This is a genomic window from Salmonella sp. SAL03688 (assembly GCF_046551895.1).
In the GTDB taxonomy this organism is placed as follows: Bacteria; Pseudomonadota; Gammaproteobacteria; order Enterobacterales; family Enterobacteriaceae; genus Salmonella; species Salmonella enterica.
Map to the genome: position 1 here is coordinate 1 of NZ_JBGDVI010000007.1, position 21834 is coordinate 21834.

A 21834-nucleotide genomic window follows, 5' to 3' on the forward strand; every position below is an offset into this window, starting at 1 on the left:
AGATGTTTTAACAAATCAAAAGGGGTTTTAATAACTGGCTTAAAGCTGAAAGCTTTCCGGAACCCCCAGCCTAGCTGGGGGTTTTCCATAGACAAAAAAAAGCCAGACTGAATGTCTGGCTTGCTGGAAGAGATCTCTCATTCGGGGGAATAAGGTAGATGCGGATTGTCCAGCCAATGCGTCAAAAAGTGTGATACCGCTTGATTACCACAATGTCCGATAACCGAAAGGTGTGGCAGCGCGGCGATAAGCTGCGGCATGGCATTGCCCATAATGAGCCCCCGCCCGACGCTGCCCAGCATTTCCCGATCGTTCATCGCGTCGCCAAACGCCATGCAATCTGCCAGTGAAAGCCCTAAATGGTTGCTCAATACCGCCAGCGCCGATCCTTTATTGCACCCCAGCGGTAGCACTTCCAGGCAGTCGACGGCAGAGAAACAGAGGTGCGCGCGTTCTTCCAGCGCCTCATTGAGCTGAATGCGCAAACGGATCAGATCGTCATGATCGCCGCAAAAACAGATCTTCGTCACCTGATGGGCCGGAATGCTTTTTATATCGATAACCTGATAACGAAAGCCGCTGTAGACGTGCGCCTGGAGTAGCGCGGGGATCTCCTGGCCTGTAAACCAGCCGTTGTCATTAAACACATGCATACTGGCTCGGGTATCCCAGGCATGGTGCATCACCGTATCGGCAACCTGAGGATCGAGATCCTGACGATGCAGCACGTCGCCTTCCAGCGAGTGAATTCGCGTCCCGTTACCGGTAATAAGATAAGCATCCAGTGAAAGCGTCCCCAGAATATGCCGCATCTCCAGCACATGACGACCCGTAGCGAATGTCAGGGTGATATCGCGTTCGCGCAGACGCGCCAGCGTGGCGATCGTTTCTCTACCCAAATGGTGATCGGGCATTAATAACGTGCCATCCATATCAAATGCTGCCAGACGGGCCATCTCTTTCTCCACACTGTGACGCGGTTAACTTGTTGTTCAGTATTACCTGAGATATACGGAAGTAATAGTGAACAGATAAAAGGAAGTGTTCCGGGTTTCTATGAGGCTACTGAATCGACTTAATCAATATCAACGCCTCTGGCAGCCTTCCGCCGGGGAAACGCAACATGTCACCGTTAGCGAACTGGCCGAACGCTGTTTTTGTAGCGAGCGCCATCTGCGAACGCTGCTGCGTCAGGCCCAGCAGGCAGGTTGGCTAAGATGGGAGGCGCAGTCCGGGCGCGGGAAACGTGGACGGCTCCAGTTTCTGGTCACGCCGGAATCGCTCCGCACCGCCATGATGGAACAGGCGCTGGAAAAAGGGCAGCAGCTCAACGTACTGGAACTGGCGCAGCTGGCGCCGGGCGAGTTACGGGCGATGCTCCAGCCTTTTATGGGCGGCCAATGGCAAAACGATACGCCGACATTGCGTATTCCCTACTATCGTCCGCTTGATCCGCTGCAGCCGGGTTTCCTGCCAGGCCGCGCGGAACAGCATCTCGCAGGGCAAGTTTTTTCCGGGTTAACGCGCTTCGACCGCGATAGCCAATATCCTTGCGGGGATTTGGCGCATCACTGGGAGGTTTCCGCCGACGGTTTACGCTGGGATTTTTATATTCGCTCCACGCTGCACTGGCATAATGGCGATGCGGTGGATACCGCGCAGCTACACGAACGCCTGGAAAGGCTGCTTACCCTACCGGCGCTAAGCAAATTGTTTATTAGCGTCGCACGGATCGAAGTAACGCATCCTCAGTGCCTGACCTTTCTCCTTCACCGACCTGATTACTGGCTGGCGCATCGTCTGGCGAGCTATTGTAGCGGTCTGGCGCATCCTGACCTGCCGCTTATCGGCACCGGTCCTTTTCGCCTGGCGTTGTTCACGCCGGAACTGGTGCGTCTGGAAAGTCATGACCATTATCACCTCAGCCATCCGCTGCTGAAAGCGATTGAATTCTGGATCACCCCGCAACTGTTTGCCCAGGATCTGGGCACCAGTTGCCGCCATCCGGTGCAGATTGCCATCGGCAAACCGGAAGAGCTGGCGACGCTGAGTCAGGTAAGTAGTGGTATCAGTCTTGGCTTTTGTTATTTAACCCTCAAAAAGGGCTCACGGCTCAACGTACAGCAGGCGCGGCGTCTGATACATATTATCCATCATACTTCGCTGCTGAAAACCTTGCCGGTAGATGAGAACTTGATTATGCCAAGTCAGGGGCTGCTACCCGGCTGGACAATCCCGCAATGGCAGGACGTTGATGAAACCCCATTGCCGAAAAAACTTACCCTGGCGTATCACCTTCCCGTAGAGCTGCATACGATGGCGGAACAGCTTCGACATTACCTGGCGACGCTCGGCTGTGAGTTAACGTTGATTTTTCATAATGCCAAAAACTGGGATAACTGCCCTGCGTTGGCGCAAGCGGATCTGATGATGGGCGACAGGCTGATCGGCGAAGCGCCGGAATATACGCTGGAGCAGTGGCTACGTTGCGATCAGATCTGGCCGCATGTCCTGGACGCGCCTGCGTTTTCCCATCTGCAGGCTACGCTTGACGCTCTGCAAATTCAGCCCAATGAAAAAGATCGCCGCGCCGCGCTACAACAAGTTTTTGCCAACCTGATGGATGACGCCACACTTACGCCGCTGTTTAATTATCACTATCGCATCAGCGCCCCACCGGGCGTTAACGGCGTTCGACTGACCCCTCGCGGCTGGTTTGAATTTAGCGAAGCCTGGCTTCCGCCGCCTTCGCCGTGAAGAAGCTGGTCGGGATTATCCGTACGCGTTACCATATTGGCTTTCGTCATTGATCAGGATAACTATGAAACGCGCCGTTGTTGTATTTAGTGGAGGTCAGGACTCCACCACTTGTCTGGCGCAAGCGCGGCATCAGTATGATGAAGTGCATTGTGTCACGTTTGATTATGGTCAGCGCCACCGCGCAGAGATTGATGTCGCGCGCGCACTGGCGTTAAAACTTGGCGCACGCGCGCATAAAGTGCTGGATGTCACTTTGCTGAACGAACTGGCGGTCAGCAGCCTGACGCGGGATAGCATTCCGGTGCCGGACTATGAACCGAACGCTGACGGTATACCCAATACTTTCGTACCGGGACGCAATATTCTCTTTCTGACGCTGGCGGCGATTTACGCTTATCAGGTCAAAGCCGAAGCGGTGATCACCGGCGTTTGCGAGACCGATTTTTCCGGCTATCCAGACTGTCGCGATGAGTTCGTCAAAGCGCTGAATCACGCGGTGAATCTGGGCATGGCGAAAGATATCCGTTTCGAAACGCCCTTAATGTGGATTGATAAAGCTGAAACCTGGGCGCTGGCCGATTATTGGGGCCAACTGGATTTGGTTCGCGAAGAGACGCTGACCTGCTATAACGGCATTAAAGGCGATGGCTGTGGTCATTGCGCGGCCTGTAATCTGCGCGCTAACGGCCTGAATCATTATCTGTCGAATAAAGCGGCGGTGATGACTGCAATGAAGCAAAAAACCGGGTTAAGGTGATTGTTTTGCCGGATGGCGGCGCATGCACCTTATCCGGCCTGGCGATATGCACCATGGTCAATATCGCCAGGCCGGACAAGTTCAACGCCATCAGACAGCGAGGCGTTATTGCACCATCTGTTCCAGCTTTTCACGCAATTCGCCTTCCAGCGGCAGCGCTTTTTGCGTTTTTAAATCAATACAAACAAACGTGATGAGCGCATCGGCCACCACCTGCCCTTCTGGCTCCAGCGTAATCGTCTGGCTTAATACGCCGCTTTTACCGTTAAGCTGTTGTACCTGGCTGGTCACGGTCAGTAGATCGCTCAATACCGCCGGACGACGGTAATTTATATTGATGTTTACCACCACAAAGGCAATATTGCGGGCCGTCATCCACTGAAAGCTGTCGCTGTTTTCCAGCCCATCCCAACGGGCCTCTTCCAGAAACTCCAGATAGCGGGCATTATTAACATGTTGATAAACATCAAGATGATATCCACGAACTTTGATTTGTGTTTGCATAGCGCAATAACCTTACGTTGTTGTTATAAGTAAACGACAAGTACAGAGGTCATAACTGGTATGACCTCTACAGTCTGGCAAATTTTTGCCACTGTGCAAGTGATTACAATGTTAAAACTGCCAGATTACGCTCCACCAGCGCGCTTCCCATTCCCGGCACCTGCTTTAAATCATCCACCGTTTTAAAAGGACCATACTCCTCCCGATAGCTCACAATAGCCTGCGCTTTTTTCAGCCCAACGCCGTTCATCACCCGCGCCAGATCCTCCGCAGACGCGGTATTAATGCTCACCCTGGTACCTTCATCATCGCTGGCTTTAGCAGGTAATTCCGCTTTGGCGGAGGATGAAGAAGGCGTATCCGCTTTTGTTTCCACCGCTGCATTTTTTGCGACAGGCGTCGCCGCCAGCGCGCTATGGGCCATGCCCGCGCAGGTTAAAGAAAGCGTAATAAGCAGTGCTTTAATTCCGTGTTTCATACTGTTTTCTCCTTGTTTGTTAACAGTGCAGCCACGATAGCGGGACGGAGAAAAACGAACAAACGGCAATTCTCAGAAATGGAAAAGGCCGCGAAAGCGGCCTTTGTGGGATACAACGTTTTGCAATTTTTTGCGAAGCGCCTCGACGATTACTGCTGTTCCAGAGCGTCGCCGATTTTGATTTTCGCCTCTTTACGCAGATTGCTCATCAGCGCCTCAAAGACAATTTGCGCATTGTTCTGCGTGATGCCCTGCACCATCGCTTTTTTCTGCGCTTCCGGCATGGCGCCCGCTTTCACCTCGTCAAACGCCAGCAGAACGACGTTACCCTGCATATCGTTCGCCACGCCATAAACTGGCTTATCTTTCGTCGGAAGGCTTAACGCAAAGGCCGCCTGACTCACCGGATCCTGACTGGTACGACTTAACGTTTTAGGCTCGCCAAAACTCAGACCCGCCGCTTTCATCGCTTCCGCGCCTTTGCCCGCTTTCAGCTCGACCAGCAGTTTTTCCGCATCCAGCTTCGCCTGTTGTTCCGCTTTGTTATGCTTCACCAGGGCAGTGACCTGTTCTTTCACTTCTGCCAACGGCTTCACGGCTTCAGGTTTATGTTCGCTCACGCGCACGACAAAAGCCCGGTCGCCATCCACGGTGATAATGTCTGAATTCGGCCCCGGCGTACCGTTTTCGCCCACCAGACCGCCATTAAAGATAGCATCGGCTACCGGTTTGAAGTTCAGCTCTTCCGGTAAGGTGTCACGGCTAAACCAGCCGGTTTCAACCGCTTTTACGCCAGCGACCTGTTCAGCGCCTGCTAACGACTCATTGTCGTTGCTTGCCGCATCGCTCACCTTCTGCTGCAACGCATAGTAAGCATCCAGCGCTTTTTCTTGTTTCACTTTCGCGGCAATGTCGTCGCGAACCTCGCTTAACGGTTTCACTTTGGCAGGCTGAATATCATCCAGACGCGCCACCAGAAAACCGACAGACGACTTAATCACGCCAGATATCTGGCCTTTTTCTTTTAATCCGGCGTTTTTCAGTTCCGGCACCGTGGCAGACTCTTCCAGCCAGCCCATATCGCCGCCATTACGCGCAGAGATGATATCAGTAGATTTCTCTTTCGCCAGCGTGGCGAAATCTTCGCCCTTGTTCAGCGCATCCAGTACCGCTTTCGCATCATCTTCCGTTTTGGTCTGGATAATGCTGTAACGAATACGCTCCGGCTGAGTAAACTGATCTACATGCTGGTCATAATAGGCCTGAATATCCGCATCGCTGACCGGTGCCTGCATCGTCGCGGCATCCAGCTTGATATAGCTTACGCGGAACTGTTCCGGCGTCATAAAGCGGACTTTATTCTGATCGTAGTAGCTGGACACTTCCTGATCGGTTACCTGCTGCTTCGCCGCCAGCGCGTTGACATCAATAACGGCTTCACGCACCACGCGCTGTTGAGAGACTAATGCCGCCAGTTCGTCGGTTTCCCCTTTCAGCATAAAATCAGTACCGGCCACGCCGTTGATCAGTTGCTGAGTGGTAAGCTGGTTACGCAGCGCCTGAGCGTACTGATCGGCGGTCATTCCCATCTGATTCACAATCGCGTTATAGCGGTTGTTGTCAAACTTACCGTCCACCTGAAAAGCGGGAGTGGCGAAAATCGCCTGCTTTACCTGCTCATCGCTGATGCCCAGTTTCAGTTCGCGGGAATATTGATCCAACAGCGCTTCATCTATCAGACGATTCAGCACCTGCTGGCGCAGGCTTTTCATATAACCTTCGTTGGCCGCCAGTTCAGAATACCTGTCGCCCAACTGCTGCTGCATACGGTTACGTTCGTTATTAAACGCATTCTCAAACTGTGCCCGGCTGATTTCCTGGCCATTCACTTTTGCGGCGTAGTTATTGCTTCCGCCAATCAGGTAACCACTAACGCCGGTCAAAATGAACGACACGATAATGATAACGAAAATAATCTTGAGCACGAGACTGTTTGCAGCCGTGCGTAAGCTGTCCATCATGGTGTAACCACACTCCGCTGTAGGTGACTTTACACTTTATCTTTCAGGCGGCTTCTCCGCTGGCTACCGAGTGATTCGCTCAGTCGCCGCGTCGACGCAACCTGAATGATTTGCGTATAGAGACTTCACGCGCATCGCATTTTCTGAACGCGGCGCACAAAAGCCTATTGTGACAAGAAACGAGGGCAATTGTCAGCCCGCAACGCACAGAAAGTCCCGAATCGCCAATAAAAAAGGCACATCAGTTGATGCGCCCTTGTACTTTGTCACATCCCCCGAGGGGATCACGCTTAGTTTACCGCGTCTTTCAGCGCTTTACCTGCACGGAAACTCGGCACTTTGGCAGCGGCGATGGTGATCTCTTTACCTGTTTGCGGGTTGCGACCAGTACGGGCAGCACGCTCTTTAACAGCAAAAGTACCAAAGCCTACCAGTGCAACGTCATCCCCTTCTTTCAGAGATTCGGTAACAGAAGCAATAATCGCATCTAACGCACGTCCAGCCGCAGCCTTAGAGATATCAGCCCCTGCAGCAATTTTTTCGATCAGTTGAGATTTATTCACTCTTCTCTTCCTCTTTATAATTTATATCGCACCTGAATCCTTCGAAGTACGACCGCGCAGCAGTTATATCAGGCCTGCCACGCCCTTACAACACCCGTTAATGGTGGCAGACCCAATCAACCATCTAAATTAGCTATACAAAAAAAGGCTGGCAAGTCCGAAATAGCCTGCCAGCCCTGTTTTTATTAGCGCTATTTGCGCGAGGTCACTATTTTGCGGTTACAACCTGCATTCCAGACGGTTCGTTTTGCAGAGCAAGCGTCAGAACTTCCTCAATACGCTTAACCGGGTGAATATCCAGATCGGCAATCACGTTGTCCGGAATTTCCTCCAGGTCACGTTTATTTTCGAATGGAATTAAGACCGTTTTAATCCCGCCGCGATGCGCCGCCAACAGTTTTTCTTTCAGGCCGCCGATCGGCAACACCTGACCACGCAGCGTGATCTCGCCGGTCATTGCCACATCTGCGCGCACCGGATTACCGGTCAGGCAGGAAACCAGCGCGGTACACATCGCGATACCGGCGCTTGGACCGTCTTTCGGCGTTGCGCCTTCCGGCACGTGAACGTGGATATCGCGTTTTTCGTAAAAGTCCGGATTAATACCCAGTTTTTCCGCGCGCGCGCGCACCACGGTCAGCGCCGCCTGAATGGATTCCTGCATCACTTCACCGAGCGAGCCGGTGTAGGTCAACTTGCCTTTGCCCGGTACGCAGGCGGTTTCGATGGTCAACAGATCGCCGCCCACTTCCGTCCACGCCAGGCCCGTCACCTGACCTACGCGGTTTTCGCTATCCGCGCGGCCATAATCAAAGCGCTGCACACCGAGGTAGTCGTGCAGATTATCGCCGTTAATTTCGATATGTTTTAACGACTTATCGAGCAACAGTTGTTTAACCGCTTTGCGGCACAGTTTGGAGATTTCACGCTCCAGACTACGCACGCCCGCTTCACGCGTGTAATAGCGGATAATACCGATAATCGCGCTATCGTCGACCGTCAGTTCGCCTTTCTTCAGCGCGTTACGCTCGATCTGCTTCGGCAGCAGGTGACGTTTAGCAATATTCAGCTTCTCGTCTTCGGTATAACCGGACAGACGGATCACTTCCATACGATCCAGCAGCGGCGCCGGAATGTTCATGGAGTTGGAAGTGGCGACAAACATCACATCGCTGAGATCGTAATCCACTTCCAGGTAATGATCGCTGAACGCCACGTTCTGCTCCGGATCCAGCACTTCCAGCAGTGCGGAAGCCGGATCGCCGCGCATGTCAGAAGACATTTTGTCGATCTCATCGAGCAGGAACAGTGGGTTTTTAACCCCCACTTTGGCCATTTTTTGGATCAGTTTACCCGGCATAGAGCCAATGTAAGTCCGGCGATGACCGCGGATTTCCGCTTCATCACGCACGCCGCCCAGCGCCATACGGATGTATTTACGCCCTGTTGCTTTAGCGATGGACTGGCCCAACGAGGTTTTACCTACCCCCGGCGGCCCCACCAGACACAGGATCGGCCCCTTGATTTTATTTACACGGCTTTGAACCGCGAGATACTCAAGGATGCGGTCTTTCACGCGCTCCAGACCATAATGGTCAGTATCGAGGATTTCCTGCGCCTGACGCAGGTCTTTTTTGACCTTGCTACGCGCATTCCACGGCACCTGCACCATCCAGTCGATGTAGCCGCGCACCACGGTCGCTTCCGCCGACATCGGAGACATCATTTTCAGCTTCTGCAGTTCCGCTTCCGCTTTCTCTTTCGCCTCTTTCGGCATTTTCGCCGCGTCGATCTTACGCTTCAGCGCTTCGTTTTCGTCCGGCGCGTCGTCCATCTCGCCAAGCTCTTTCTGAATCGCTTTCATTTGCTCGTTCAGATAGTACTCGCGCTGGGATTTCTCCATCTGCTTTTTCACGCGGTTGCGAATGCGTTTCTCAACCTGCAGCAGATCAATTTCAGATTCCATCATCGCCATCAGATATTCCAGACGTTCGTTAACGTCGGACATCTCCAGTACGGACTGTTTATCCGCCAGTTTCAGCGGCATATGCGCGGCGATGGTGTCAGCCAGACGTGCAGGGTCGTCAATGCTATTGAGTGACGTCAGCACTTCCGGCGGAATTTTTTTGTTCAGCTTGATGTAGCCTTCGAACTGGCTGATAGCGGTACGCACCAGCACTTCTTGTTCTCGCTCATCAATGGCTGGCGAATCAAGGTACTCCGCCTTCGCGGAGAAATGTTCGCCGTTGTCAGACAGCGCGGAAATACGCGCGCGCTGTAACCCCTCGACCAGCACTTTTACGGTGCCGTCAGGCAGTTTCAACATCTGCAAAATAGAGGCCACGGTCCCGACGGTGAAAAGATCGTTTACACCCGGCTCATCCGTTGATGCTTCCTTCTGGGCGACCAGCATGATTTTTTTATCATGGTCCATAGCCGCTTCCAGACAACGGATAGATTTTTCCCGCCCTACAAATAAGGGTATGACCATGTGCGGATAAACCACCACATCGCGCAAGGGCAATACGGGGATTTCAATGCGTTCAGAACGCTCAGGATTCATAGAGCTCTCTCTTAGTTTAGTGTCCGCCAGGTAATCAGATAGTATAGCTGTGCTCCATACCACCTATAACATGTACGTCAGTATATGGGGATGTTTCCCACACATTCAACGGCGTGTTTACAGGAAAAACGAAAGGGGAGATAAAATCCCCCCTTTTTTGGCTAACTGATTGTATGAATGTTTAATTATTCGCCAGAAGCCTGCGCTTCCGGTTTGCCGTAAATCAGCAACGGCTTACTCTGACCGGCAATAACGGACTCGTCGATCACCACTTTTTCGACGTCTTCCATAGATGGCAAATCGTACATGGTATCCAGCAGCGCCGCTTCGACGATAGAACGCAGACCACGGGCACCGGTTTTACGCGCCATTGCTTTCCTGGCGATAGCGTCCAGCGCTTCGTCACGGAATTCCAGATCGACGCCTTCCAGGTTAAACAGCGCCTGATACTGCTTGGTCAGGGCGTTTTTCGGCTCTTTCAGGATTTGAATCAGCGCTTCTTCGCTGAGTTCGTTCAGCGTCGCTACCACTGGCAGACGACCGATAAACTCAGGAATCAGACCAAATTTGATCAAATCTTCCGGTTCAACCTGCGACAACAGCTCGCCTTCGCTGGCTTTGTCGGACTTCGCTTTCACCGTCGCGCCAAAACCAATGCCGGAGCCGGTTTCAACACGGTTAGCGATCACTTTATCCAGACCGGCAAACGCGCCGCCGCAGATAAACAGAATCTTAGAGGTATCTACCTGTAAGAACTCCTGCTGCGGATGTTTGCGACCGCCCTGCGGTGGAACCGCGGCGACAGTGCCTTCGATCAGTTTCAGCAACGCCTGCTGTACGCCTTCGCCGGAAACATCGCGGGTAATGGACGGATTGTCTGATTTACGCGAAATCTTATCGATTTCATCAATGTAGACAATCCCACGCTGCGCTTTTTGCACGTCGTAGTCGCATTTCTGCAACAGTTTCTGAATGATATTCTCGACGTCTTCCCCCACGTAACCCGCTTCGGTCAGCGTGGTTGCATCCGCCATAGTGAACGGCACATCCAGCAAGCGCGCCAGCGTTTCCGCCAGCAGCGTTTTACCGGAACCGGTCGGTCCAATCAGCAGAATGTTGCTTTTGCCTAACTCGACGCCATTGCTGGTATCGCCGTTACGCAGACGCTTGTAGTGGTTATAGACCGCCACCGCCAGCACTTTTTTCGCCTGCTCCTGGCCGATAACGTAATCGTCCAGGTGAGTACGAATTTCATGCGGCGTCGGCAGCGCACTACGTTCACGGTGCGGAGCAACTTCTTTAATTTCTTCGCGAATAATGTCGTTACATAAATCGACGCATTCGTCGCAGATATACACGGATGGACCGGCAATCAGCTTGCGCACTTCATGCTGGCTTTTGCCGCAAAAAGAGCAGTACAACAATTTGCCCGAGCCATCTTTGCGTTTATCTGTCATGAGTCAAAACCTCTTCTTTGTTCTTTGTGCCGCACACGACGACGCAAATGCCATTCTCAGGCGCAAGCCGCTAATCAGCGTTGTGCCGCCCTTCATTAGTATATACACAAAATCATTCGAGCTACATCAAGGCGGCAACTCGGCGACTCCGCAGGCGCTTACATAAGTAAGTCACCGGGAGGCGCGCTAACAGCCAACACCGAGGTAGCGTGAAGGATGAAGTGTATAGCGGCACACTTGCGTCCAGGGCATCAATTACGATGGGTCAAAATTGAGTCAACCAAACCGTACTCTACCGCTTCAGGCGCGGAGAGGAAGCGATCGCGCTCAGTATCACGTTCAATCTGCTCAAGAGATTGACCCGTATGATGCGCCATAAGTTCATTCATGCGCCCTTTTACTTTCAAAATTTCGCGGGCGTGAATTTCAATATCCGTCGCCTGGCCCTGGTAGCCGCCCAGCGGCTGGTGGATCATGACGCGAGAGTTCGGCAAGCAGAAACGTTTGCCTTTCGCCCCGGCAGTCAGCAGAAACGCCCCCATAGAGGCCGCCTGTCCCATACAAATGGTGCTGACGTCTGGCTTAATAAACTGCATGGTGTCATAGATGGACATCCCCGCAGTAATTACGCCGCCAGGAGAATTAATGTACAGATAGATATCTTTTTCCGGGTTTTCCGCTTCCAGGAACAGCATCTGCGCCACGATCAGGTTAGCCATATGGTCTTCGACCTGGCCGGTCAGAAATATGACGCGTTCCTTAAGTAGACGAGAATAGATATCAAAAGAGCGCTCACCGCGTGAGGTCTGTTCAATGACCATCGGCACCAGCGCCATATGAGGGGCCAAATTATCTCGTTCTCCGCTGTATGACATTTCCGTCTCCTGGATAAAAATTGAAAAAACCTGCTGTACTGATTGTAACCTGATGGACGGATTATCAGCCAGTCCCTCTGTAATGGGTACGGCATCGCCATAATTCAAGCATAACAATCTTTTGCTCTAACGCTAACACTGAAACGCGGTTTTCGCACCCTTACCATGCAAAATGCGTGACAAAAAAAACCCGTCACTGAAAGGTGACGGGTTTTTGTGCAAATTTCGTGCTTTTAACGCGAAAAATTACGCCTGCTGGTTCATCAGCTCATTGAAGGAAGTGGCTTTTTCAGACACTTTCGCTTTTGCCAGAACCGCTTCAACAGCCTGTTCTTCCAGAGCGACGTTACGCATATTGTCCATCAGCTCTTTATTTTTGCTGTAGAACTCAATCACTTCTTTCGGATCTTCGTAAGCAGACGCCATCTCTTCGATCAGGCCTTTAACGCGTTCTTCGTCCGCTTTCAGCTCGTTGGTACGAATGACTTCGCCGAGCAGCAGACCGACAACTACACGACGCTTAGCCTGTTCTTCGAACAGTTCGCGCGGCAGCTCCAGATCCTGTTTCTCGTTACCACCAAAACGCTGCGCAGCCTGACGACGCAGAACGTCGATTTCGCTGTCGATCAGCGCAGACGGTACGTCGATGTCGTTAGCTTTTACCAGACCTTCGATCGCCTGAGACTTAACGCGGTTACGCACCGCGCCTTTCAGCTCGCGTTCCATGTTTTTACGTACTTCAGCGCGCAGACCGGCTACGGAACCATCTTCAACGCCGAAACGTTTGATGAATTCTTCGGTCAGTTCCGGCAGTTCGCGTTCTTCAACTTTCTTCAGGTTGATAACGAACTTAGCCGCTTTACCTTTCAGGTTTTCAGCGTGGTACTCTTCCGGGAAGGTCACATCGATAGTGAACTCTTCGCCAGCTTTGTGGCCTTTAACGCCGTCTTCAAAGCCCGGAATCATACGACCCTGGCCCATCGCCAGAACGAAATCGGTCGCTTTGCCGCCTTCGAACTCTTCGCCGTCTACAGAGCCGGTGAAGTCGATGGTCACGCGGTCTTCCGCATCAGCAGCGCCGTCTTTTTCTTTCCAAGTCGCCTGCTGCTTACGCAGGGTGTCCAGCATCACATCAACGTCAGCGTCGGTGACTTCAACAACCGGTTTTTCAACTTCGATGGACTCGAGGCCGGTCAGCTCAACTTCCGGATAGACTTCAAACTCGACGGAGTAAGTGAAGTCTTCACCCACTTTGTATTCGCCCGGAACATAGTTCGGCGCGCCTGCCGGGTTAATTTTTTCTTTGATGATCGCGTCAACGAAGTTGCGGCTCATCAGATCGCCCAGCACGTCCTGGCGAACAGAAGCGCCATAACGCTGAGCGACGATATTCATCGGTACTTTGCCTTTACGGAAGCCGTCAATACGTACTTTTTTCGCTACGTTGACCAGCTCGCTTTTTACAGCGGTCTCGATGCTGTCAGCAGCGATTGTAATCGTTACACGGCGGCCAAGGCCCTGAGTGGTTTCAACTGAAACTTGCATCTTGTTACCTCAAAAAATCACAGTGCTCGGTCAACTCTACTCCGCAAGCACGTGCTATTTGCTTCGCGGAACCGGGATGTTCTCATAATCAATCACATTCCCTGTCGTCAGAATCATCCCGAAGACGTTCATATATAAGACGGCGCATTATAGCGGCATCACTTTTGTGAGTCGAGAACGGTGATTGTGCGATGCTGCGGCGGTTTTCACAATTCTCGGCTAATTTTTGTCTGAATACTGTACGACACGCTCAAAATTCAGACAAAACAAAACGGCCCGCAGGCCGTTTTCACATAATTCTGTAGCAACATACTGGAAAAGCGGAGGTAGTTGCAAATCCGTTTTGCTACGCGATGCTTCCCGCGCCGCGACAAGGAGGCGACGCGAAGATAGTATCCTGCAACCCTTCCCACTCTTTGAGGGTATAAGTATGCAGTGCCAGCGCATGTACGGTTGTGGAGAGTTCCGCCGTTAACGTACCGTAAATCATCCGATGACGATTAAGAAAACGTTCGCCTGTAAAGCGATCGCTCACCAGCACGACCTTAAAATGGCTTTCCGATCCTGCAGGAACATTGTGACGATAGCTTTCATCCACAACTTCGAGAAACACGGGGTCGAACGCTGTCCTTAATTTTTCTTCTATTTGCTCACGTATCATCATGAAAATCTCCTCCGACAACGCTGTGATGTCACCCATCCCTTTAAATACTAGCCGCTTTTACCGTTTCCATTACAGCATGACAACAAAAATTTAGCTTTCGTCTGATTATTTCAGTCAAACGTATGAAGTTTACTGCCTTAATCATTCTTTTAGCGCTCAAAATCCCCGCTCGCGCCGTTATCAATACCAAATCGGACATTACGACGAATTTACCTGCGTTGACCACTTCCCCTCGCCGTTAGCGGTGTTATGATGGCGGGAATTTTTACCTATCACGTTTTAAGCGTCATTGAGAGCCTGAATATGTTAAAAAAACTTCTCTTTCCGTTAGTCGCTCTGTTTATGCTGGCAGGATGCGCCACACCGCCGACGACCATTGACGTCGCGCCGAAGATCACCTTGCCACAGCAGGACCCGAGCCTGATGGGCGTCACCGTTAGCATTACCGGCGCGGACCAGCGCCAGGATCAGGCGTTAGCGAAAGTCACGCGTAACAACCAGCTGGTAACGTTAACCGCCTCCCGCGATTTACGCTTCCTGTTACAAGAAGTCCTGGAAAAACAGATGACGGCGCGGGGCTATATGATCGGGCCTAACGGCGCGGTTAATCTGCAGATTATTGTTAACCAACTGTATGCTGATGTTTCCCAGGGCAGCGTGCGCTACAACATCGCGACCAAAGCGGATATCGCGATTATTGCGACCGCGGCAAATGGCAGCAAGATGACCAAAAACTATCGCGCCAACTACTCTATTGAAGGGGCGTTCCAGGCCTCTAACCAGAATATTGCCGACGCGGTAAACAGCGTTCTGACCGATACCATTGCTGATATGTCTCAGGACACCAGTATTCACGATTTTATCAAGCAAAACGCCCGTTAATAGCAACAACAAGACCCGGCAGAAGCCGGGTCTGTAGATGCCTATGTCAAGTCAATATTTACGTATTTTCCAGCAACCGCGTTCAGCCATTCTGCTGATATTGGGTTTTGCCTCCGGCCTCCCGCTGGCGCTCACTTCCGGTACGCTACAGGCGTGGATGACCGTCGAGAATATCGATCTTAAAACGATTGGCTTCTTCTCGCTGGTTGGTCAGGCCTATGTGTTTAAGTTTCTCTGGTCCCCGCTGATGGACCGCTACACGCCGCCTTTTTTAGGTCGTCGTCGCGGTTGGTTACTCGCCACCCAACTGTTGTTACTGGCGGCGATTGCGGCGATGGGCTTTCTTGAACCCGGCACGCAGCTACGCTGGATGGCGGCGCTGGCGGTGGTGATTGCTTTTTGCTCCGCCTCGCAGGATATCGTGTTCGACGCCTGGAAAACCGATGTTTTACCCGCAGAAGAACGCGGCGCTGGCGCGGCAATCAGCGTGCTTGGCTACCGGTTGGGGATGCTGGTTTCCGGCGGACTGGCGCTATGGCTGGCCGATCGCTGGCTCGGCTGGCAGGGCATGTACTGGCTGATGGCGGCATTGCTGATCCCCTGCATTATCGCCACCTTACTGGCGCCGGAACCGACCGATACTATCCCGTCCCCGAAATCGCTGGAACAGGCCGTCGTCGCGCCGCTACGCGATTTCTTTGGCCGTAATAACGCCTGGCTGATTTTACTGCTCATTGTGCTTTATAAACTGGGTGACGCCTTCGCCATGAGCCTGACCACCACCTTTTTGATTCGCGGCGTCGGCTTTGACGCCGGCGAAGTCGGCGTGGTCAATAAAACGCTGGGCCTGCTGGCGACGATCGTCGGCGCGTTATACGGCGGCATATTAATGCAGCGTCTTTCGCTGTTTCGCGCGCTGCTGATTTTCGGCATTTTGCAAGGCGCGTCCAACGCCGGTTACTGGTTGCTCTCCATTACCGATAAAAACATGTTCAGCATGGGCGCGGCGGTCTTTTTCGAAAATCTGTGCGGCGGGATGGGTACTGCCGCCTTTGTCGCCTTATTAATGACGCTATGTAATAAGTCGTTTTCCGCAACACAGTTTGCCCTACTGTCGGCCCTCTCCGCAGTAGGCCGCGTTTATGTTGGTCCCGTAGCGGGCTGGTTCGTTGAAGCGCACGGCTGGCCGACATTCTACCTCTTCTCAGTTGTCGCCGCCGTTCCCGGGCTGTTACTGTTGCTGGTCTGTCGGCAAACGCTGGAATATAGCTGGCAGAGCGAGCGTTTCATTCCCCGCACGCAATACCGTGGCGCCTACAATTTCGCGCTTTCAATCCTGCTCGCGGGCGTCGCTTTGCTGGCGGTGTGGGTACTCCTGCTGACCATGAACGCGTTGGATTACACTAACTTCTCATTCCTGTCCGGATTGCTTGAGACTGCGGTAGCGGTTGCCGTGTGCGGCATTGTCTTTGGCGGGTTACTGGATTACCTGGCGCTACGAAAAACACGCCTGCTCTAAAACATTATTTGCCGTTGTAATAACGACCCGGAATTATAACGGCTAAATAACCATCAATTGATAAAAAATATATTTGTCTTTTTGTGCGCAACAGAATTTTGGAAATTATTGGTAATTTCTACGCTACCTATTTTCTTTACACGATTCAGCCGATTAAATTTAAATTTCTGCCGTTGATTGTCCTTTCATTGATAATAAATTGTTAAGTAATTGTTTTATTTTTACATTGGTTATACCAATTATCCCTCAACATCCCACTTACAGACCTCATCCGTTATAACGCAAAGTTTCAACAGTGTCTTAAAGTTATTTCGACATACTTGGCAACATATGTGACATGCGCGGCAGAACTTGGTAACACAGAACCAATCATGTTTACAGTAATGCAACCTTACCGTAAAATGCCCCTACACTTTAAACGCCACCAGGTCCCGTGGAATTGAGGTCGTTAAATGAGACTCAGGAAATACAATAAAAGTTTGGGATGGTTGTCATTAATTGCAGGCACTGCATTACTCAGTGGCTGTAATTCTGCGCTGCTGGATCCCAAAGGACAGATTGGACTGGAGCAACGTTCGCTGATACTGACGGCATTTGGCCTGATGTTGATCGTCGTTATTCCCGCCATCTTGATGGCTGTTGGTTTCGCCTGGAAGTATCGCGCGAGTAATAAGGATGCGAAGTATAGCCCGAACTGGTCACACTCCAATAAAGTGGAAGCTGTGGTCTGGACGGTGCCTATCTTGATCATCATTTTCCTTGCCGTACTGACCTGGAAAACCACGCACGCGCTTGAACCAAGCAAGCCGCTGGCGCATGACGAAAAACCGATCACCATCGAAGTGGTTTCCATGGACTGGAAATGGTTCTTCATCTATCCGGAGCAGGGTATCGCCACCGTCAACGAGATCGCCTTCCCGGCGAACACGCCGGTTTATTTCAAAGTGACCTCCAACTCCGTGATGAACTCCTTCTTTATCCCGCGTCTGGGTAGCCAGATTTATGCCATGGCCGGTATGCAAACACGTTTGCATCTGATCGCCAACGAACCCGGAACCTACGATGGCATCTCCGCCAGCTATAGCGGCCCGGGCTTCTCTGGTATGAAGTTTAAAGCTATCGCCACCAAAGACCGCGCAGAATTCGACCAATGGGTCGCAAAAGCGAAGCAGTCTCCGAACACCATGAATGATATGGCGGCGTTCGAGAAAGTGGCTATGCCAAGCGAGTACAACAAGGTGGAATATTTCTCCAGCGTGAAACCAGATTTGTTCAAGGACGTTATTAACAAATTCATGGACCACGGTAAGAGCATGGACATGACCCAACCTGAAGGTGAGCACAGCTCGCATGAAGGAATGGAAGGTATGGACATGAGCCACGCGGAATCCGCCAACTCCAAGGGTTGAGGAAGATAAGATGTTCGGAAAATTATCACTGGATGCAGTACCGTTCCATGAACCTATCGTCATGGTAACGATCGCTGCAATTATCGTCGGGGGACTGGCGATACTGGCAGCGATTACTTACTTCGGTAAGTGGACCTACCTATGGAAAGAGTGGTTAACGTCGGTTGACCATAAACGCCTCGGCATCATGTATATCATCGTCGCGATTGTGATGCTGTTACGTGGTTTCGCCGATGCCATCATGATGCGTAGCCAGCAGGCGCTTGCCTCCGCCGGCGAAGCGGGTTTTCTACCGCCGCACCACTACGATCAGATCTTTACCGCTCACGGCGTAATCATGATCTTCTTCGTGGCGATGCCCTTCGTTATCGGTCTGATGAACCTGGTGGTTCCGCTGCAGATCGGCGCGCGCGACGTTGCGTTCCCTTTCCTGAACAACCTGAGCTTCTGGTTCACCGTTGTCGGCGTTATCCTGGTTAACCTCTCGCTGGGCGTGGGTGAATTCGCGCAGACAGGGTGGCTGGCTTATCCGCCGCTATCGGGAATAGAGTACAGTCCCAGCGTCGGGGTCGATTACTGGATATGGGCGTTGCAACTCTCGGGTATTGGTACGACGTTAACCGGTATCAACTTCTTCGTGACGATCCTGAAGATGCGTGCGCCGGGTATGACAATGTTCAAGATGCCGGTCTTTACCTGGGCCTCTTTGTGCGCCAACGTACTGATCATCGCCTCTTTCCCGATTCTGACGGTTACCGTCGCGTTGCTGACCCTGGATCGCTATCTGGGCACCCATTTCTTTACCAACGATATGGGCGGCAACATGATGATGTACATCAACCTGATTTGGGCCTGGGGCCATCCGGAAGTGTACATTCTGATTCTGCCGGTCTTCGGGGTATTCTCCGAAATCGCAGCGACCTTCTCGCGTAAACGTCTGTTCGGCTATACCTCGCTGGTTTGGGCGACCGTCTGTATTACCGTACTGTCGTTTATCGTTTGGCTGCACCACTTCTTCACGATGGGCGCAGGCGCGAACGTTAACGCCTTCTTCGGTATCACCACCATGATTATCGCCATCCCGACCGGGGTGAAGATCTTCAACTGGTTGTTCACCATGTATCAGGGCCGTATCGTCTTCCATTCCGCAATGATGTGGACCATCGGCTTTATCGTGACCTTCTCGGTCGGCGGTATGACCGGCGTGCTGCTGGCGGTACCGGGCGCGGACTTCGTCCTGCACAACAGCCTGTTCCTGATTGCGCACTTCCATAACGTGATCATCGGCGGCGTGGTGTTTGGCTGCTTCGCGGGTATGACCTACTGGTGGCCGAAGGCGTTTGGCTTCAAGCTGAACGAAACCTGGGGTAAACGCGCCTTCTGGTTCTGGATTATCGGTTTCTTTGTAGCCTTTATGCCGCTGTACGTACTGGGCTTCATGGGCATGACCCGTCGCCTCAGCCAGCAAATTGATCCGCAGTTCCATACGATGCTGATGGTTGCCGCCGCCGGCGCCGCGCTGATTGCGCTGGGTATCCTGTGCCAACTGATTCAGATCTTCGTTTCTATTCGCGACCGCGATCAGAACCGCGATCTGACCGGCGACCCATGGGGTGGCCGTACGCTGGAGTGGTCAACCTCGTCTCCGCCGCCGTTCTATAACTTTGCCGTTGTGCCGCACGTTCACGAACGTGACGCCTTCTGGGAAATGAAAGAAAAAGGCGAAGCGTACCAACAGCCTGGACAGTATGAAGAGATTCATATGCCGAAAAATAGCGGTGCCGGTATTGTTATCGCCGCCTTCGCGACGGTATTTGGCTTCGCCATGATCTGGCATATCTGGTGGCTGGCGATAGTGGGTTTCGCAGGCATGATCATCAGCTGGATTGTAAAAAGCTTTGATGAAGATGTGGATTACTACGTGCCGGTCCCGGAAGTCGAAAAACTGGAAAACCAGCATTTCGATGAGATTACTAAGGCAGGGCTGAAAAATGGCAACTGATACTTTAACGCACGCGACTGCCCACGCGCACGAACACGGGCACCATGACGCAGGCCAGAACAAAATCTTCGGATTTTGGGTCTACCTGATGAGCGACTGCATTCTGTTCTCTATTCTGTTTGCTACCTATGCCGTTCTGGTGAACGGCACCGCTGGCGGCCCGACAGGTAAGGACATTTTCGAACTGCCGTTCGTTCTGGTTGAAACCTTCCTGCTGTTATTTAGCTCCATTACCTACGGCATGGCGGCGATCGCCATGCACAAGAACAACAAGAGCCAGGTTATCTCCTGGCTGGCGTTGACCTTCTTGTTCGGTGCCGGATTTATCGGGATGGAACTCTATGAATTCCATCACCTGATTGTTAACGGTATGGGCCCGGATCGCAGCGGCTTCCTGTCTGCGTTCTTCGCGCTGGTCGGCACGCACGGTCTGCACGTCACTTCCGGTTTGATCTGGATGGCGGTGCTGATGGTGCAAGTTGCCCGTCGCGGTCTGACCAGCACTAACCGTACCCGCATCATGTGCCTGAGCCTGTTCTGGCACTTCCTGGATGTGATTTGGATTTGCGTATTCACTGTTGTTTATCTGATGGGGGCGATGTAATGAGTCATTCTACCGAGAGCGGCGGCGCATCCCACGGCAGCGTAAAAACGTACATGACCGGCTTTATCCTGTCGGTCATCCTGACGGTTATTCCATTCTGGATGGTGATGACCGGCGCTGCCTCTCCGGCCGTTATTCTGGGATCTATCCTGGCAATGGCAGTGGTGCAGATTTTGGTGCATCTGGTGTGTTTCCTGCACATGAACACCAAATCTGATGAAGGCTGGAACATGACGGCCTTCATCTTTACCGTGCTGATCATCGCCATCCTGGTTGTGGGCTCCATCTGGATTATGTGGAACCTCAACTACAACATGATGATGCACTAAGAGCGGCGAGTATGATGTTTAAGCAATACCTGCAAGTAACGAAACCAGGCATCATCTTTGGCAACCTGATCTCGGTGATCGGGGGATTTCTGCTGGCCTCAAAGGGCAGCATTGACTATCCCCTGTTCATCTATACGCTGGTCGGGGTGTCACTGGTTGTGGCGTCGGGTTGTGTATTTAACAACTACATCGACAGGGATATCGACAGGAAGATGGAAAGGACCAAGAATCGGGTGCTGGTCAAAGGCCTGATTTCTCCTGGCGTCTCGCTGGTATACGCCACCCTGCTGGGTATTGCTGGCTTTATGCTGCTGTGGTTTGGCGCTAATCCTCTGGCCTGCTGGCTGGGGGTGATGGGCTTCGTGGTCTACGTTGGCGTGTACAGCTTGTACATGAAGCGTCACTCCGTTTACGGAACGCTGATTGGTTCTCTCTCCGGCGCAGCGCCGCCGGTGATTGGCTACTGCGCCGTAACGGGCGACTTTGACAGCGGCGCGGCGATCCTGTTGGCTATTTTCAGCCTCTGGCAGATGCCGCACTCTTACGCCATCGCCATTTTCCGCTTTAAGGACTATCAGGCGGCCAATATCCCGGTTCTGCCGGTGGTAAAAGGAATCTCAGTCGCTAAAAACCACATCACGCTGTATATCATTGCGTTTGCCGTTGCAACGCTAATGCTCACGTTGGGCGGTTATGCCGGTTACAAATACCTGGTGGTCGCCGCGGCGGTCAGCGTTTGGTGGCTCGGCATGGCGCTACGCGGTTACAAAGTGGAAGATGATAAGGTCTGGGCGCGCAAGCTGTTCGGCTTCTCTATCATTGCGATTACCGCGCTGAGTATCATGATGTCCGTTGATTTTATGGTGCCGAATTCGCAGAATCTGCTGACTTACGTCTGGTAA

General features: G+C 52.3%; 19 protein-coding genes. 9 read left to right on the plus strand and 10 right to left on the minus strand.

Features of this window, described 5'->3' with window-relative positions; translation table 11 throughout:
* Nucleotides 1–137: 137 nt before the first annotated feature.
* Nucleotides 138–956 carry an HMP-PP phosphatase gene (gene cof, locus ACLJR2_RS09105; RefSeq protein WP_000113030.1) on the minus strand — a complete coding sequence of 273 codons (819 nt, stop codon included), beginning with the start codon at nt 954–956 and terminating at the stop codon, nt 138–140.
* A 100-nt stretch (nt 957–1056) separates the two neighbouring features.
* Here cof and ACLJR2_RS09110 point away from each other — a divergent pair, with 100 nt between their 5' ends.
* Entirely contained in the window at nt 1057–2757 is a 1701-nt protein-coding gene (locus ACLJR2_RS09110) for an SgrR family transcriptional regulator (RefSeq protein WP_001238162.1), read from the plus strand.
* Between the two features lie 64 nt (nt 2758–2821).
* Nucleotides 2822–3517, plus strand: a complete 696-nt coding sequence (queC, locus tag ACLJR2_RS09115) for a 7-cyano-7-deazaguanine synthase QueC (protein WP_000817202.1) — start codon at nt 2822–2824, stop codon at nt 3515–3517.
* 105 nt (nt 3518–3622) lie between these two features.
* Here the strand turns inward: queC and fadM are convergent, their stop codons facing one another.
* From fadM to bolA, 9 genes are all read right to left on the minus strand, one after another.
* Nucleotides 3623–4021 carry a long-chain acyl-CoA thioesterase FadM gene (gene fadM, locus ACLJR2_RS09120; protein ID WP_001194543.1) on the minus strand — a complete coding sequence of 133 codons (399 nt, stop codon included), beginning with the start codon at nt 4019–4021 and terminating at the stop codon, nt 3623–3625.
* Between the two features lie 103 nt (nt 4022–4124).
* Nucleotides 4125–4499, minus strand: a complete 375-nt coding sequence (locus tag ACLJR2_RS09125) for a helix-hairpin-helix domain-containing protein (RefSeq protein WP_000680325.1) — start codon at nt 4497–4499, stop codon at nt 4125–4127.
* Nucleotides 4500–4648: 149 nt separating this feature from the next.
* A complete protein-coding gene (gene ppiD / locus ACLJR2_RS09130; RefSeq protein WP_000969434.1) occupies nt 4649–6520 on the minus strand; it encodes a peptidylprolyl isomerase in 1872 nt (623 codons plus the stop codon).
* Nucleotides 6521–6810: 290 nt separating this feature from the next.
* A complete protein-coding gene (gene hupB / locus ACLJR2_RS09135; protein WP_254888479.1) occupies nt 6811–7101 on the minus strand; it encodes a nucleoid-associated protein HU-beta in 291 nt (96 codons plus the stop codon).
* Nucleotides 7102–7291: 190 nt separating this feature from the next.
* Nucleotides 7292–9646 (minus strand): endopeptidase La, encoded by a 2355-nt coding sequence (gene lon / locus ACLJR2_RS09140; protein WP_001067723.1) that lies wholly within the window; start codon nt 9644–9646, stop codon nt 7292–7294.
* A 185-nt stretch (nt 9647–9831) separates the two neighbouring features.
* Nucleotides 9832–11103, minus strand: coding sequence for an ATP-dependent protease ATP-binding subunit ClpX (gene clpX / locus ACLJR2_RS09145; RefSeq protein ID WP_000130314.1), 1272 nt, complete (start codon nt 11101–11103; stop codon nt 9832–9834).
* Nucleotides 11104–11354: 251 nt separating this feature from the next.
* Nucleotides 11355–11978 (minus strand): ATP-dependent Clp endopeptidase proteolytic subunit ClpP, encoded by a 624-nt coding sequence (gene clpP, locus ACLJR2_RS09150; protein ID WP_000122257.1) that lies wholly within the window; start codon nt 11976–11978, stop codon nt 11355–11357.
* Nucleotides 11979–12224: 246 nt separating this feature from the next.
* Nucleotides 12225–13523 carry a trigger factor gene (gene tig, locus ACLJR2_RS09155; protein WP_001198407.1) on the minus strand — a complete coding sequence of 433 codons (1299 nt, stop codon included), beginning with the start codon at nt 13521–13523 and terminating at the stop codon, nt 12225–12227.
* Nucleotides 13524–13869: 346 nt separating this feature from the next.
* Nucleotides 13870–14187: a transcriptional regulator BolA gene (bolA, locus tag ACLJR2_RS09160; RefSeq protein ID WP_000973433.1), complete on the minus strand. Its 318-nt coding sequence runs from the start codon at nt 14185–14187 to the stop codon at nt 13870–13872.
* A 303-nt stretch (nt 14188–14490) separates the two neighbouring features.
* Here bolA and ACLJR2_RS09165 point away from each other — a divergent pair, with 303 nt between their 5' ends.
* The 7 genes from ACLJR2_RS09165 to cyoE all read left to right on the plus strand — a co-directional run bounded on the left by ACLJR2_RS09165 (nt 14491) and on the right by cyoE (nt 21834).
* Nucleotides 14491–15069: a lipoprotein gene (locus ACLJR2_RS09165; RefSeq protein WP_001537832.1), complete on the plus strand. Its 579-nt coding sequence runs from the start codon at nt 14491–14493 to the stop codon at nt 15067–15069.
* A gap of 43 nt (nt 15070–15112) precedes the next feature.
* Entirely contained in the window at nt 15113–16588 is a 1476-nt protein-coding gene (ampG, locus tag ACLJR2_RS09170; protein ID WP_000098479.1) for a muropeptide MFS transporter AmpG, read from the plus strand.
* 452 nt (nt 16589–17040) lie between these two features.
* Entirely contained in the window at nt 17041–17997 is a 957-nt protein-coding gene (gene cyoA / locus ACLJR2_RS09175) for a cytochrome o ubiquinol oxidase subunit II (protein WP_001239448.1), read from the plus strand.
* Nucleotides 17998–18007: 10 nt separating this feature from the next.
* Complete coding sequence (gene cyoB / locus ACLJR2_RS09180; RefSeq protein WP_000467158.1) at nt 18008–19999, plus strand: cytochrome o ubiquinol oxidase subunit I; 1992 nt, start codon at nt 18008–18010, stop codon at nt 19997–19999.
* Nucleotides 19989–20603: a cytochrome o ubiquinol oxidase subunit III gene (locus ACLJR2_RS09185; RefSeq protein WP_000179833.1), complete on the plus strand. Its 615-nt coding sequence runs from the start codon at nt 19989–19991 to the stop codon at nt 20601–20603. Before cyoB ends, ACLJR2_RS09185 begins: the two co-directional genes overlap by 11 nt.
* On the plus strand, nt 20603–20932 hold the full coding sequence (locus tag ACLJR2_RS09190; protein ID WP_000019878.1) for a cytochrome o ubiquinol oxidase subunit IV: 330 nt from the start codon (nt 20603–20605) through the stop codon (nt 20930–20932). Before ACLJR2_RS09185 ends, ACLJR2_RS09190 begins: the two co-directional genes overlap by 1 nt.
* 11 nt (nt 20933–20943) lie before the next feature.
* A complete protein-coding gene (gene cyoE / locus ACLJR2_RS09195) occupies nt 20944–21834 on the plus strand; it encodes a heme o synthase (RefSeq protein ID WP_000971352.1) in 891 nt (296 codons plus the stop codon).

What these genes read in the sequence shown, in the direction of transcription:
- clpP (WP_000122257.1), bottom strand. Translation starts at nt 11,978, where the DNA reads ATGTCATACAGCGGAGAACGAGATAATTTGGCCCCTCATATGGCGCTG.
- cyoA (WP_001239448.1), top strand. Translation starts at nt 17,041, where the DNA reads ATGAGACTCAGGAAATACAATAAAAGTTTGGGATGGTTGTCATTAATT.
- fadM (WP_001194543.1), bottom strand. Translation starts at nt 4,021, where the DNA reads ATGCAAACACAAATCAAAGTTCGTGGATATCATCTTGATGTTTATCAA.
- ppiD (WP_000969434.1), bottom strand. Translation starts at nt 6,520, where the DNA reads ATGATGGACAGCTTACGCACGGCTGCAAACAGTCTCGTGCTCAAGATT.
- ACLJR2_RS09190 (WP_000019878.1), top strand. Translation starts at nt 20,603, where the DNA reads ATGAGTCATTCTACCGAGAGCGGCGGCGCATCCCACGGCAGCGTAAAA.
- queC (WP_000817202.1), top strand. Translation starts at nt 2,822, where the DNA reads ATGAAACGCGCCGTTGTTGTATTTAGTGGAGGTCAGGACTCCACCACT.
- clpX (WP_000130314.1), bottom strand. Translation starts at nt 11,103, where the DNA reads ATGACAGATAAACGCAAAGATGGCTCGGGCAAATTGTTGTACTGCTCT.
- ACLJR2_RS09185 (WP_000179833.1), top strand. Translation starts at nt 19,989, where the DNA reads ATGGCAACTGATACTTTAACGCACGCGACTGCCCACGCGCACGAACAC.
- ACLJR2_RS09125 (WP_000680325.1), bottom strand. Translation starts at nt 4,499, where the DNA reads ATGAAACACGGAATTAAAGCACTGCTTATTACGCTTTCTTTAACCTGC.
- lon (WP_001067723.1), bottom strand. Translation starts at nt 9,646, where the DNA reads ATGAATCCTGAGCGTTCTGAACGCATTGAAATCCCCGTATTGCCCTTG.
- ACLJR2_RS09110 (WP_001238162.1), top strand. Translation starts at nt 1,057, where the DNA reads ATGAGGCTACTGAATCGACTTAATCAATATCAACGCCTCTGGCAGCCT.
- ACLJR2_RS09165 (WP_001537832.1), top strand. Translation starts at nt 14,491, where the DNA reads ATGTTAAAAAAACTTCTCTTTCCGTTAGTCGCTCTGTTTATGCTGGCA.
- cof (WP_000113030.1), bottom strand. Translation starts at nt 956, where the DNA reads ATGGCCCGTCTGGCAGCATTTGATATGGATGGCACGTTATTAATGCCC.
- bolA (WP_000973433.1), bottom strand. Translation starts at nt 14,187, where the DNA reads ATGATGATACGTGAGCAAATAGAAGAAAAATTAAGGACAGCGTTCGAC.
- ampG (WP_000098479.1), top strand. Translation starts at nt 15,113, where the DNA reads ATGTCAAGTCAATATTTACGTATTTTCCAGCAACCGCGTTCAGCCATT.
- cyoB (WP_000467158.1), top strand. Translation starts at nt 18,008, where the DNA reads ATGTTCGGAAAATTATCACTGGATGCAGTACCGTTCCATGAACCTATC.
- cyoE (WP_000971352.1), top strand. Translation starts at nt 20,944, where the DNA reads ATGATGTTTAAGCAATACCTGCAAGTAACGAAACCAGGCATCATCTTT.
- tig (WP_001198407.1), bottom strand. Translation starts at nt 13,523, where the DNA reads ATGCAAGTTTCAGTTGAAACCACTCAGGGCCTTGGCCGCCGTGTAACG.